This is a genomic window from Halomonas sp. SH5A2 (assembly GCF_014263395.1).
GTDB lineage: Bacteria > Pseudomonadota > Gammaproteobacteria > Pseudomonadales > Halomonadaceae > Vreelandella.
Map to the genome: position 1 here is coordinate 1,973,616 of NZ_CP058321.1, position 12,777 is coordinate 1,986,392.

Below are 12,777 nucleotides of genomic sequence, written 5' to 3' on the forward strand. Positions count from 1 at the left end.
AGGCCCTGAGCTAAACTGGCTGTCAGCAAGCTCAGGGGGTTACGTCATGGATAGATTAAAAACTGGCGATTTCCGCGGCTGTCAGCTCGCGCCATTCACCCGGGGCCAAGTCATCGGTCAATACAACATCGCCGATGGAACGTCGATGTAGTGCCTCAACGTGGTTGCCCAGGGCCACAAACATGCGCTTGACCTGGTGATAACGGCCTTCCGTGATGGTCAATTCGGCTTGGCGCGGTGATACAAACCGCAGCGTGGCTGGCTGGGTCGGGGTTTCTTCACCATCAAGCATGATGCCTTCTGCCACCTGCTTGATGGCCCACTCGGCCACGTCACCTTCCATGGGTTCGGCAAGCTCGGCGACATACACCTTGGCGCAGCGGTGGCGCGGTGACGTCACACGGTGCGACCATTGTCCATCGTCGGTCAGTAGCAACAGGCCAGTGGTATCAACATCAAGACGTCCGACTGGTTGTAAACGTTCCACTTTGGGGAGGTCAATCAGGTCGATAACCCTCGGGTAAAGCCCTCGTTTGGCGGTACACTCCACGTCGGCAGGCTTGTGCAGCATGATATAACGTAGCCCCACCAGCGCCAGACGCGCGCCGTTAAGCACCACCACGTCCTCTTGCGTGTCGATGTGCGTTGCTGCCTGCTTGATCGGCTCGCCGTTCAAGGTAACCTCACCGTTTTTTAGCGCGCGCTTTGCCAGGCTGCGCGTTAACGGCGTCGTTTCACTTAAAAAGCGGTCAAGACGCATTATTGGCCGACTCCTGGCAGTAATGAAAAGCGATCGGCATCTTGCCAGGCAGGAAATTTGTCACGAAAAGCATCTAGATCCGTTTTATTGAGGCATCCCGTTTCTACAAACGGCGTATGCGCTGAATGGTCGATAAGTGGCTCGCCTTTGAAATCAACCAGCATGGAGTCGCCACTGTACGCCAGGCCTTTGGCATCTTCGCCCACGCGATTAACACCAATCACGTAGGTCAGGTTTTCAATCGCCCGGGCCTGCAGCAAGGTACGCCAAGGTTGACGGCGAGGTGCGGGCCAGTTGGCCACGCACAGCAGCGCATCATACTCGAAATGCTCGCCTTGTGTCGGTTGCTGGCGAAGCCAAACCGGAAATCTCAAGTCGTAGCAGACCGTAAGCAGTATCTTGAAACCGTTCAATTCGACAATTTCACGACGCTCGCCCATGTCGTAACGCTCATGTTCACCGGCCATGCGGAACAGATGTCGCTTGTCGTAGTAGGTCAGTTGCCCATCCGGCATGGCCCAGATTAACCGGTTGTAGAACTCTCCCTCTTGCTGAATAGCCACACTGCCGGTCATGACGCACTGGCGTGACCGTGCCTGATCCCTCATCCAGGCAACACTTTGGCTTTCATCCATGGGCTGGGCCATCTCACGGGAGTTCATCGTAAACCCGGTGGCAAACATTTCGGGCAGTACAATCAGATCAGTTTCCCGGTTATCAAGATCACCCAGCAGTTGCTCGAGGTGGGCGTGGTTGGCTTCAGGGTTTTCCCAGCGCAGATCGCACTGCACCAGGCTGGTTCTGAGTTGGCTCATCGAATCACTCCTTTACGCCGCTCACGTTGTCGCGTTTGTGTTAGATTAACATTTTTAAATTATGAGGCTGCTATGCTTCCCACTCCACCACGCGATCCTGAAGCCGTCAAAGGGGTCACCTTTGGTTTGACGGCCTATACCATGTGGGGATGCTTCCCACTTTTTTTTGCGCTGTTTGATGGCGTTCCGGCCCTCGAAATATTGATTCATCGCATTCTGTGGTCGTGCCTGTTCTTGGTGGGTCTCATTACCCTACTGCGTCGCTGGCCGCCCGTCGTCGCCGCCCTGGTGGAGCCCAGGCGTCTCGGCCGCGTTCTCGCCTGCGCTCTGCTGATTGCGTTCAATTGGGGGATGTACATTTACGCGGTGGAAACCCACCAGGTGTTACAGGCCAGTTTAGGTTATTTTTTAACGCCGCTCGTCAATGTGGCGCTGGGTATGCTGGTTCTTCGTGAAGTGATGGCACGGCTGCAGCTGGTGGCGCTGGGGCTGGCCAGCCTGGCAATTGCTATTCAATTTTTCATGCTGGGGGAGTTGCCATGGATCAGCCTACTGCTGGCACTGAGCTTTGGGAGTTATGGCCTGTTTCGCAAACAGGTACCGCTTGATGGTCTTTCTGGGCTTTTTGTTGAAACACTGTTGTTATTCCCCATTGCGCTGATCGCATTGGCCAGCCTCAGTTGGCAAGGGACATCACACTTTTTAAGCGACAACCAGACAACGGCCCTGTTGATCGCCAGTGGTGTCATTACTGCCCTCCCGCTCATGGCGTTTGCGGGCGCTGCCAGGCGTTTGCGCCTCGCGACGCTGGGGTTTCTGATGTACATCAACCCCAGTATCCAGTTTTTAATCGCCTTGGCTGTTTTTGGAGAGCCCCTCAGCCCGATCCAGCTGGTGACGTTTATCATGATTTGGACAGGGCTGGCGCTGTACTCATGGTCTGCCTGGCAATCACGTCCCGGCCAGCTGTCGGCCAGGTAGCGTCGCGGGCACATTGTCTTGATGGGGCAGCGCCTGAGAGGCAGATTCACGCTCAGGCTGATAGCCGATACGGAAGCCGCCCCAGTGTCGTCCATTAATATAGATAGGCACTGAAAGATCATGCATGATCTCGCCCGTATCTCGTTTGTAGGTTTGCAGCAGCAAGGGCTTTTCATGAGCACCGCACCGACGCCCAGTCGGGTCGTCGAATATCCGCTTGCTGCGGCAGAATTTTAAGTCGTGATCGTAGTCGCCAGTAGGCGCACGGCTCACAGCCTGATTGTGGGTGGGTACGTAGCCTTTCTTATCGCAGGTAATCGCGTAGCTCAATTCAAACTGGGTCAGAAGCGGTTCCTGAATATCGGGCAGGTGTTTATCGGTAAAATCGTCAAAGGACGTACGGTATAGCGGTGGCCGGGTATCGGGGATCTGCTGATAACTTGGCTGAAACAATGCAGCTTCGCTTAATTCACCGCGCTTAAGGGCATTCTCAAAGAGTTTACCCAGCCGGTCGGCGGCTTGCCGAGCTGCATGAAAAACCTGCTGATGACGGCCGTTGAGACGCTGTTGCGCCAGCTCGCCATCGACACCTTCAGCCGCTTCCATCAGGGCGCGAGCCTGATTCGCCAGGTCGTGCATATCGCGGTTGCCTTCATCAACGTCTGCTTCCAGCTCATGCAATGTATCGGCCACGGTTTGGCTATGCTGACGTGTATTATCAATGGCTTGCGCGACGCTGCTGATTTCACTTTGAACCTGGTCAAACTCCTGGGTAATGGTGCCCAGACTGGTACCCACATGCTGCATGTCAGCCGACCGGTGGCTGATTCGGCTCATCAGGCTACCCATCGATGACACCACGTTTTGCCCGCTTTGATGCATATCCTTGACGAGCTCATCCACGCTTTGGGTGGCCGTCGAGGTCTTGTGTGCCAGGTTGCGAACCTCGCCGGCCACGACAGCAAATCCGCGGCCATGCTCGCCTGCCCGTGCGGCCTCAATGGAGGCATTGAGCGATAACAGATGCGTTTGTTCAGCAATGTCTTCAATCATTGATGTGACGTTGCGCACACGCTCGATCTTGTCGTTAAGCGAAGTCAGCATCTCCAGCGCCTGCTGGGACTGTTCAGACACTTCGCTCATCTCCTGAATGATATCGGTCAGCGCTTCCTGATTGTGATGGCTGGCTTCGCGGGCACTCTCGGCAAGCGAAGCCACCTGGGAGGCACTGGCGCTGACCTGCATGATAGCCGTGTTGATTGCGCCCATGCTCGCTGACGATTCGCGTGCCATTCTTTCCTGTTTACTGAGACGCTGATCCATCAAGTCTGCGTAGTGCGAAACCTCTGCTGAAGCGATGGCCGTGCTGCTGGCGCGTTTCATCAACCGAAACGCCATGGCACGTAGCGACGCATAATCTGCCATTAGCCGGTTGGCAGGGCGCTTACCCTCCAACGCCTGCTGATCGGCCTGATAGATTGTCCCCCAAGCCATCAAGACACTCAGCGCACCCGCAAGCGCCGCCAACCCCACCGCTACATATCCCCCCAGGGTGCTGTAAGACACCAGCCACCCCGCCAGTGCCAATAGCACTATGGGAACCGCCCACCGAATGACACGCATAGTCAGTACTCTTGTTATTAACGTGGTAATGAGGCCCCAAGCCCTTAATTAGGCTTATCATCAAGCTTACCCATTAATACGAACTAAATAAGTAACACTTTGGGGGAAGAACTTGGTCGGTGGCTGAAATTACCGCTGGGTGCCGTAATTTGTCTTATAACTTGTTAATATATTGAACTACATTCGCGTTAAGCTGTGACGTAGCTTATCAATCAGATGATTTGAGGCGGATCGCCCCGGGAGCCCATGCTAAAGCGCTACTTGCCCATTCTGTCCTGGCTGCCTTACTACCATAAACGGTTACTGGGAGCGGATTTACTTGCCGGTTTGATTGTAACCGTCATGGTCATCCCGCAGTCGCTTGCTTATGCACTGCTCGCCGGCCTGCCGGCCGTGGTGGGCCTGTACGCCAGCATTTTACCACAGCTGGTATATACCCTGTTTGGTACCAGCCGCACCCTGGCCGTGGGCCCTGTGGCAATTATTGCACTGATGACCGGGGCCGCCCTTTCATCGGTTGCCACCCCCGGTACTGATGCCTACCTGGAAGCCGCGTTGGTGCTGTCGATGCTGTCAGGGGTCATGCTGGTCGCCATGGGGCTGCTGAAAATGGGCTTTTTCAGCAATTTCTTGAGCCACCCGGTCATTTCTGGATTTTTAACGGCTTCGGGGATTCTGATTGCCGTTAGCCAGCTCGGCAGCCTACTGGGCATCGAGAGCAGCGGGTTTACCCTGGTTGAGCGCTTGATGACGCTCATCCCCAACCTTGATGCCCTCAACCTGCCCACCTGCCTTTTGGGTATTGGCACGCTGGTGTTTCTAGTCTGGCTCCGTCGACATGGAAAATCGACACTCAAGCGCCTGGGGCTGCCCAATAGCGTCGCCGACCTGGTCGCCAAGGCAGGACCGGTTATGGCCGTAGCTGCCACGACGCTTGCAACCTGGCACTGGGGGCTCACTGATCAGGGCGTGATTGTTGTCGGCGACGTGCCGGCGGGGCTCCCGGCTTTCAGCTTGCCCTGGGCCAGCACATCCTTATGGCAGGCGCTGTTTATTCCCGCGCTGCTGATTAGCCTGGTGGGATTTGTTGAATCCGTCTCGATGGGGCAGATGCTGGCGGCCAAACGGCGCCAGCGCATTTCCCCCAATCAGGAGTTGATCGGCCTGGGCGCAACCAACCTGGCCGCAGCCGTCACTCATGGCATGCCAGTGACCGGCGGCCTGTCGCGTACGGTGATTAACTTCGACGCGGGCGCTCAGACGCCAGCTGCTGGCGCCTTTGCCGCGTTGGGTATTGCCCTGGTGACGATGGCGTTTACTGGCTGGCTGTACTATCTGCCGATCGCCACTCTGGCAGCGACGATTACCGTGTCTATCCTGACCCTGGTGGATATCCCCATGCTGCGCCAGACATGGCGCTATTCGCGCAGCGATTTTTCGGCCATGGCGCTAACCATTATCCTGACGCTTGTCGAGGGAATCGAGGCGGGTATTCTGGGGGGTGTCACCCTATCTATTGCGCTTTATCTCTATCGCACCAGTCGCCCGCACAGCGCGCTTGTCGGGCGCGTTCCCGGCACCGAACACTTTCGCAACATTACCCGTCACGATGTCGAAACCGTCAGCCGTGTCGCACTACTGCGTATTGATGAAAGCCTTTACTTCGCCAATGCGCGCTATCTGGAAGATACGCTATATAACTTGGTGGCCAGCCGCCCCGAACTGGAGCACGTGGTATTGATTTGCTCAGCCGTTAACCTGATTGATGCATCGGCACTGGAAAGCCTAGACGCCATCAATGCTCGCCTCAAAGATTCAAACGTCAAGCTGCACCTTTCGGAGGTAAAAGGCCCTGTGATGGATCAGCTCAAGAAGAGTGACTTTCTTGATGCTCTCACCGGCCGCGTATTCCTCAGCACTTACGCCGCATGGCGGGAGTTTTCCAGCTAGCTCTGACCTGTCATTGGAACAACGCCTATTGAAAACAGCGTCAATGAGCACCGCCGCGATAATCAATATCCAGCGTGACTAGCCGGTAAACAATAAAATAGGCCAGGATCGCTAAAGGGCCTGCGATCAATAAACTACCCACCAGCATTTTCAGTGTACCTGCGGTCACGAACTGAAGCGCTGGCCATGCCGCGGCGGTGGCGGGTGACAATATCGATCCTGAGATAAACACCCCCCCGAGCTTACCAAATGCCCAATATAGCGGAACCATGGTCAATGGATTGCTCACCCAGGTGGCCATAAAGGCCAATGCAAAGTTGCCGCGCAGAATAAGGCAACTGGGCAACAACATTAAGGTCTGGAAACCGACTGTTGGCGTCAGCCCAAAAAACAGCCCAATCGCAAAACCACGGCTCACCGCTTCAGGGTCCATACTGAAACAACGAAACTGCCTCAACCTCCTCAGCGATCTCGGATTCTCTCTCAACCAGCGCCGCATCTTTGATTTTGCTAGGCGCCTTAACCGGTCAAGCATGTGGCGCTCCTGAATCGTTGGCTTTCAAAGGCGCCTTACGGCACAAATAAACAAACGCAGGAGGAATATTAGCCCACACTTTCTGGCTATTGAATTCATCAAAAGACGATACCAGGAACGGCTGAAGCTGACGTGTATACTGGAACGCCACAAATAGCCCACCAGGGTTCAGCACCTGGTGAATATCGGCAAGCAGCTGATCGCGCTGCTGAGGGGAGAAATTAGCGAATGGCAACCCCGAAATGATGCAGTCTGCCCCCTCGCCACTCGGCAAATCCGCTATTTTCTCCTTGAGCAGGAAGGCGTCTTTATAGAAACCAACATCAGGGAAACGATGTGTCAGATCGCCGCGCATCGAATCCTCATACTCAAAAGACAAAAAAATGGAGTCACGACGTCGCAGGTCGTTGATTTCTTGAGTAATCACGCCTGTACCGGCCCCCAGTTCCATGACCACATTAGCCTGCTGCCAATCCACGCGATGAACCATGGCGGCAACCAGATAGCGGGAGCTAGGCATGATGCTGCCAATCGATACAGGTGAGCGCATGAAATGTCGTAAAAACAACCAACTTGGTGACATAGAACTAACTCCTGACGCGTTTGAGCATTCTACCCACTGTTGATTTACCGTCTTGTGACCGTGCCGTTCACAAATCATTCATGTAAACGTTGATCGACAATAATGAGAGGGTTTTCAAGTAATAGGAGATCATAGCGGGGATAAGACTACTGGAATCGCGCATTTCGCACAAACTGTCTGGGATCACGCGGATAATATCGTTCGGGCTGGCTTTCAAGGTGCGTAAAGTAGCGGGTATCTTTGTAAGGCATTTTCATGAACCCGGAGACCCCCAGACCTTCGATCTCGCTGACAGATGCGAGCATTTTCTCCAACAACGCACGAAATTCCTCCTCCCTGGAAGGATCGAGAAGGCGATAGTAGCTATGAATCTTGAGATGCTTGGGCAACGCTTCAAAAATGATCATGCCGGTGTGATGAATCTCGTTAAGCTGTTTGAGCACCTGCATGATCGACGCTGGCAATGCTAATAGCTCCTCCGGGTCTGGGCCATCTTCGAAATAGCTATGCTGACGGGTACGATCCTCAAGCTCCGGAACGGCACTCATTTCATAGCTGATCTCCATGCCGGGTTCACAATCAAAAGGCTCCGATGCTGAACCACGCTCCAGGTGCAACGTTTGGCGGGCGTTAAACAGACAGCTCTTGAACACCCCTTGGCGATGGATCGCCCGCGCCAGGTGCACCATGTTATTGACCGCTTCGATAAACGCAGGCTTTAATGCCGGGTCGTGCAGGTTCAACGACGAATCGATATACACGCCGTCGCGCTCCCAGCGCACCGCCAGACCTCCCACAACCGGGTACTTGCCCAGGCGACTCACCGAGGCCAGAAAGGCTTTTTCGGTTTCCCCCATGCCCTGCATGAACTGTTTGTAATAGCGGTCCAGTTGAACATCGTTAACGTCGTTGAGCGTTTCAGGGGCATTGACTTCACGTAGAAACGCCTTACGTGAACTGTACACCACGGTGTCAATTTCCTGCTCAGCCGGACGCCCCCATACCGGCACCAGCGGTGATTGAACGCTACCCGGCAGGTCGAGCATCACGACGCGAGCCATCCGTGGCATGGCGCGCAAGAAATAGTCGCCGGCTTTACGCCGCGTGTGAGGATCGGGGTCGAGCATGGCGTCCAGCGTTCGGGCAAACTCCATGGGAAGCCCCAGCGAACTGGCAGGAATCGCGCGATGACCAAAGCGGCACGACTGCGCAGATGCCAGGGCATACAAGGTGCCCGCCACGCCCTGCTCGTCAAAGCGTGGCGACGAAAGCGCCCCGTTTAACTGTTCCTCGCTGATAAAGTAGACGTCGCCCAGTCGTGCATTGGTCTGTTGCAGGTTATCCGACATCAACTCCATCACATTGGCACCGACGAACTGCAGCTGGGCATCGAGCTGGGCAAAGACGGATGAGCCCCAATCGATCAGCGCGATGGACTCGTCAGCAGGGTCAAAGACCAGGTTGGAGGGTTTGATATCACCGTGGACCACAGGCCGCGCCTTGGGACCCGACTCTCTGCGCAACGCCATAAGGATATCGGCCAGCTGCGCGGCGATGCGCATGATAAGACGGGGCGACAGGCGACCTTCCTTGAGCGATACCTGTTCAAGATTCAAGCCGGGCGCGCGCTCCATGACCAGTATCGACTGCCCTCGCGAGCGCTGGTAGGTAATCAATCTGGGAATGAGCGGGTGCGATACCTGCTCCAGCATAAACGCCTCTTCTTCGAGGCGCTCCTGGAGGTGAATGGGCAGGGTAATGCGCGAGAACTTGAAAACGTAATGCGTCGTCGCCCCCTGAGTCGGCGCACTACCGGCAAATACGAAACCATAGGCCCCTTTACCGATCAGTTCGATGTCCTGGTAGCCCAACTGAGAGAGCTGTGCCTGGCACAGCGCCACCCAGTCCTTGAGCTTGCGGGCATCGTGGTGGCTCAGCAGGTATACCGACTGCTCCTCGGGTATATAAAACTGCTGAAGCGGTGCCTGAGCCATGGGTTGCCTGCGTTATCCCAGATGGAGCAGCATGGTATCCGGGGCTTCCAGAAAGCCCTTCCAGGTATTACAGAAGCGCGCGATCGTCCCCCCGTCGATAAAGCGGTGATCCCCCGCCCAGGTAATCGTCATGATCGCACGCCGCTGAACTGCGCCCTGATCATCAAAACGCGGCAGCCACTGGGTTTTACCTATCGCGACAATCGCCGCTTCCGGCGCGTTAATGATCGGTGCCGCGTAGGTGCCGCCCAGCGCGCCTATATTGGAAATGCTGATGGTGCCGCCCTTGAGATCCGCCTGATCAACCCGCCCTTCTCTGGCCGCATGGGTTAAACGCCCGACTTCCCTGGCAATCTCCAGCAGCGTTAATCGCTCGACACCTTTGATATTCGGCACCAGCAACCCGGCCTTGCTGTCCACGGCCATGCCGATATTACACTGGGAATAGTAGTGCAGCTCGTTGCCGGCTTGATTGAGCTGAGCATTGATAATCGGTGTGTCGGCGATCGCCAGTGCCATCGCTTTCATGAAGAACGGCATCATCGTCAAGCGCTCGCCCTGGGCCTCTGCCAACGGCTTCAAGCGTTCCCGCATGGCGAGAAGCTGCGTCACGTCTATCTCCTCACCGTAATGAAAATGCGGGATCGTGCTGGCCGATTCCGCCATGCGCTTGGCCATCATCGCCCGCATGCCCCGCAGTGGCTCGACTCGGCTCACTTCGCCACTCCCTCGAGTCTCCCGGGAAGGCATCGAGGCGGTCTCTGCAGGTTGATCAAGATGCGCCAGGACGTCCTCTTTGAGGACTCGGCCGTCTTTGCCGCTTCCCGCAATATCCGTGAGCTGCAACTGATGCTCTCTGACCAGCCGCCTGACGGCGGGGCTGGCAGGCACTTTTCCGTGGGTAACAACCGCTGGCGTTGAGGGCGACGGCTGAGTCTCCGCCTGTTTTTCAGCGGCAGGGGGCTGACTGGACGACGACTCTTCTGAGCTATCGCTCAATGCCTTTGCCTCACCTGCGTCTTCACCGTCAGCCTGGTAGGCATAAAGAGGCGCATGAACCTTGGCGATTTGTCCCTGGTCGACATACAGTTTGGTAACCACGCCTGCTTCATGGGCGGTAATTTCCACCAGCGCCTTGTCGGTCATGACCTCGACAATAGGCTGGTCTTCTTCAATCCGATCGCCTTCAGCGACGCGCCATTCAACCACTTCACACTCGACGATACCTTCGCCGATATCCGGCAACATAAAATCGCTCATTGTTGTTCTCCTCAGGCGTCAAAAATTAACGCTTTCACGAATCGCTTCAAAGATTTTCAGATGGTCGGGTAGATACTCTTTTTCCAGCACCAGCGGGAAAGGCGTATCCAGCCCGGTCACCCGTGCAATGGGCGATTCCAGGTAGAGAAAACAACGCGACTGAATCGTCGCGGCAATTTCACCGGCGAAGCCACCGGTCAACGGCGCTTCATGGCTGACCACCAAACGACCGGTCTTGAGAACGGATTCGGCGACCGTATCTGCATCCCAGGGCAATAGCGAGCGCAGGTCGATGACCTCGCAGTTAATGCCCTGCTCCTCGGCCAACTCCACCGCTTTACCAATCACTTCCATCTGCGCCCCCCAACCGACCAGGGTAATGTCGCTACCTTCCTTGATGATCTCAGCCTCGCCAATAGGAAGCTGGTAATCGTCTTCCGGCACCTCACCGACCGCCGCGCGATAAAGCCGCTTGGGCTCTAAAAACAACACCGGGTCCGGGTCACGGATGGAGGCCAGTAATAGTCCTTTGGCCTGATAAGGATTGCGGGGCACCACGACCTTTAACCCAGGGGTATGGGTAAAATAGGCCTCGGGCGACTGCGAGTGATAAAGCCCCCCGGCAATACCACCGCCGTAGGGTGTCCGAATGGTCAGGCCGCCGACGTTAAACAGATCCCCCGAGCGATAGCGAAATTTAGCGGTTTCGTTAACGATTTGATCGAAGGCGGGGAAAATATAATCGGCAAACTGAATTTCAGCGACCGGCACCGATCCCTGAGCGGCCAAGCCGTTGGCAAAACCAATGATACCCTGCTCAACCAAGGGGGTATTAAAACACCGGGCCTTGCCGTACTTTTCCTGCAGGTGGCTGGTGGCGCGAAAAACACCGCCAAAAATCCCTACATCTTCGCCAAAACAGATGACTTTTTCGTCTTCCGCCATGGCAATGTCGAGGGCGTTATTGATCGCCTGAAGCATATTCATTGTCGGCATTTTATTCGCCCCCCTGGGAGTCGGCATCCGTACTCACACTCAGGTCTAACGACTTGGCTCCACGCGGGTAAGCCTCGGGGTAACGGCGGATATGCTGCTTGAGGTGGTCGAACTGTTGCTGCAACGCCGGAGTGACATCGGCGTAGACATCGCTGATCAGGGACTCCAGGGGGGGCGGCGAGCGCTTTTCGGCGCGCTTCATGGTGTCCAGCACTTCACGGCGCAGGCTTTCCTGCTCGTTGGCCTCTTCGTCTTCGCTCCACCAGCCTTTGGCCAATAGCCACTTTTGCATGCGCAGCAATGGGTCTTTGACGCGCCAGGCTTCTTCCTCGTTTTTGGAGCGATAACCCGACGGGTCATCGGAGGAGGAATGCGCGGCCAGCCGATAGGTCATCGCCTCGATCAACACCGGTTGGTTGCGTTCAACGGCAATCTCGCGCGCTTGGCGCGTGGCTTCATAAACCGCCAATATGTCGTTGCCATCCACACGGATCACATGCATGTGATAACCAAAAGCCCGAGGGGCGATACCGTCGGCGGCAAACTGCTCTACCGCCGGTGTCGAAATCGCGTAGCCATTGTTGCGGCAGAAAAATATCACCGGAACCTGATGGACCGAAGCCATATTCAGCGCCGCATGGAAGTCGCCTTCAGAGGCCGCCCCTTCCCCAAAGAACGTCAGGGTACAGTGCCCATCGCCCGCCATTTTCTGGCCATACGCATAGCCTGTCGCCTGGGGAATCTGGGTGGCAAGCGGCGATGAAATGGTCATGTAGTGGAGCTTTCGCGACCCATAGTGAATCGGCATCTGACGGCCTTTGCCGTAATCTAGCTCATTGCCGAACAGCTGGTTCATGAATTCATCAATGGAAAAACCGCGGTACATCAAGGCACCCTGCTCGCGGTACTGCGCCATGACCATATCGGCATCGTCGAGAGCGGCCGTAGCGCCTACCACGGCGGCTTCTTCGCCCGTGCATTGCATGTAGAAAGACAGCCGCCCCTGACGCTGAGCCGCCAACATACGCTCGTCGAGGATACGCGTTGCCAGCATCGCATGGTAAATACGCCGTGCATGATCTTTTTCAAGCGTGGGGGCATCACCTTCGCTGTAGGGTTCGCCCTCGGGGCTCAGCAAACTGAAGGTAGGTATCGAGAATTCATCGCCCGTCAGAAAGACAGGCTGGTGTGCATACTGTGTCATCATTATTGTCCTTGTCGTACCCCTTTTGAGGGCAGTGTTGTCGGTGATGACCTTTTATGCCAGTGGATTTATCTGG

General features: G+C 55.8%; 11 protein-coding genes. 2 read left to right on the top strand and 9 right to left on the bottom strand.

The features are described from left to right. Nucleotides 1–55 precede the first annotated feature (55 nt). Both HXW73_RS09200 and HXW73_RS09205 read right to left on the bottom strand, forming a co-directional pair. Nucleotides 56–760, bottom strand: coding sequence for a pseudouridine synthase (locus tag HXW73_RS09200; protein WP_186252839.1), 705 nt, complete (start codon nt 758–760; stop codon nt 56–58). Beyond that, on the bottom strand, nt 760–1,575 hold the full coding sequence (locus HXW73_RS09205) for an amidohydrolase (protein WP_186252840.1): 816 nt from the start codon (nt 1,573–1,575) through the stop codon (nt 760–762). The genes HXW73_RS09200 and HXW73_RS09205 overlap by 1 nt, the downstream gene beginning before the upstream one ends. A gap of 72 nt (nt 1,576–1,647) precedes the next feature. Here HXW73_RS09205 and rarD point away from each other — a divergent pair, with 72 nt between their 5' ends. Beyond that, the gene (gene rarD / locus HXW73_RS09210) at nt 1,648–2,556 is read left to right on the top strand and encodes an EamA family transporter RarD (protein ID WP_186252841.1); all 909 of its coding nucleotides are present in this window, start codon (nt 1,648–1,650) and stop codon (nt 2,554–2,556) included. On the opposite strand, the gene HXW73_RS09215 is transcribed toward rarD, so the two are convergent. Then, nucleotides 2,527–4,179, bottom strand: a complete 1,653-nt coding sequence (locus HXW73_RS09215) for a methyl-accepting chemotaxis protein (RefSeq protein ID WP_186252842.1) — start codon at nt 4,177–4,179, stop codon at nt 2,527–2,529. The genes rarD and HXW73_RS09215 overlap by 30 nt on opposite strands. 246 nt (nt 4,180–4,425) lie before the next feature. Between HXW73_RS09215 and HXW73_RS09220 the strand changes: the two genes are divergently transcribed. After that, complete coding sequence (locus HXW73_RS09220) at nt 4,426–6,129, top strand: SulP family inorganic anion transporter (protein WP_186252843.1); 1,704 nt, start codon at nt 4,426–4,428, stop codon at nt 6,127–6,129. A gap of 40 nt (nt 6,130–6,169) precedes the next feature. Here HXW73_RS09220 and HXW73_RS09225 read toward each other — a convergent pair whose 3' ends face one another. From HXW73_RS09225 to HXW73_RS09250, 6 genes are all read right to left on the bottom strand, one after another. Further along, nucleotides 6,170–6,664: a DUF2062 domain-containing protein gene (locus HXW73_RS09225; protein WP_186252844.1), complete on the bottom strand. Its 495-nt coding sequence runs from the start codon at nt 6,662–6,664 to the stop codon at nt 6,170–6,172. Then, a complete protein-coding gene (locus HXW73_RS09230) occupies nt 6,657–7,247 on the bottom strand; it encodes a class I SAM-dependent methyltransferase (RefSeq protein WP_186252845.1) in 591 nt (196 codons plus the stop codon). The genes HXW73_RS09225 and HXW73_RS09230 overlap by 8 nt, the downstream gene beginning before the upstream one ends. Nucleotides 7,248–7,393: 146 nt before the next feature. Continuing rightward, nucleotides 7,394–9,241: a protein kinase domain-containing protein gene (locus HXW73_RS09235; RefSeq protein WP_186252846.1), complete on the bottom strand. Its 1,848-nt coding sequence runs from the start codon at nt 9,239–9,241 to the stop codon at nt 7,394–7,396. Nucleotides 9,242–9,253: 12 nt separating this feature from the next. After that, nucleotides 9,254–10,501 carry a 2-oxo acid dehydrogenase subunit E2 gene (locus tag HXW73_RS09240; protein WP_186252847.1) on the bottom strand — a complete coding sequence of 416 codons (1,248 nt, stop codon included), beginning with the start codon at nt 10,499–10,501 and terminating at the stop codon, nt 9,254–9,256. Between the two features lie 18 nt (nt 10,502–10,519). Next, on the bottom strand, nt 10,520–11,497 hold the full coding sequence (locus tag HXW73_RS09245; protein ID WP_186252848.1) for an alpha-ketoacid dehydrogenase subunit beta: 978 nt from the start codon (nt 11,495–11,497) through the stop codon (nt 10,520–10,522). Nucleotide 11,498: 1 nt separating this feature from the next. Then, nucleotides 11,499–12,701, bottom strand: coding sequence for a thiamine pyrophosphate-dependent dehydrogenase E1 component subunit alpha (locus HXW73_RS09250; RefSeq protein WP_186252849.1), 1,203 nt, complete (start codon nt 12,699–12,701; stop codon nt 11,499–11,501). Nucleotides 12,702–12,777: the final 76 nt, after the last annotated feature.

Excerpts from the sequence above, each read along its gene's own strand:
- HXW73_RS09240 (WP_186252847.1), bottom strand. The coding sequence starts at position 10,501 with ATGAGCGATTTTATGTTGCCGGATATCGGCGAAGGTATCGTCGAGTGT.
- HXW73_RS09215 (WP_186252842.1), bottom strand. The coding sequence starts at position 4,179 with ATGCGTGTCATTCGGTGGGCGGTTCCCATAGTGCTATTGGCACTGGCG.
- HXW73_RS09245 (WP_186252848.1), bottom strand. The coding sequence starts at position 11,497 with ATGCCGACAATGAATATGCTTCAGGCGATCAATAACGCCCTCGACATT.
- HXW73_RS09200 (WP_186252839.1), bottom strand. The coding sequence starts at position 760 with ATGCGTCTTGACCGCTTTTTAAGTGAAACGACGCCGTTAACGCGCAGC.
- HXW73_RS09220 (WP_186252843.1), top strand. The coding sequence starts at position 4,426 with ATGCTAAAGCGCTACTTGCCCATTCTGTCCTGGCTGCCTTACTACCAT.
- HXW73_RS09230 (WP_186252845.1), bottom strand. The coding sequence starts at position 7,247 with ATGTCACCAAGTTGGTTGTTTTTACGACATTTCATGCGCTCACCTGTA.
- HXW73_RS09250 (WP_186252849.1), bottom strand. The coding sequence starts at position 12,701 with ATGACACAGTATGCACACCAGCCTGTCTTTCTGACGGGCGATGAATTC.
- HXW73_RS09205 (WP_186252840.1), bottom strand. The coding sequence starts at position 1,575 with ATGAGCCAACTCAGAACCAGCCTGGTGCAGTGCGATCTGCGCTGGGAA.
- rarD (WP_186252841.1), top strand. The coding sequence starts at position 1,648 with ATGCTTCCCACTCCACCACGCGATCCTGAAGCCGTCAAAGGGGTCACC.
- HXW73_RS09235 (WP_186252846.1), bottom strand. The coding sequence starts at position 9,241 with ATGGCTCAGGCACCGCTTCAGCAGTTTTATATACCCGAGGAGCAGTCG.
- HXW73_RS09225 (WP_186252844.1), bottom strand. The coding sequence starts at position 6,664 with ATGCTTGACCGGTTAAGGCGCCTAGCAAAATCAAAGATGCGGCGCTGG.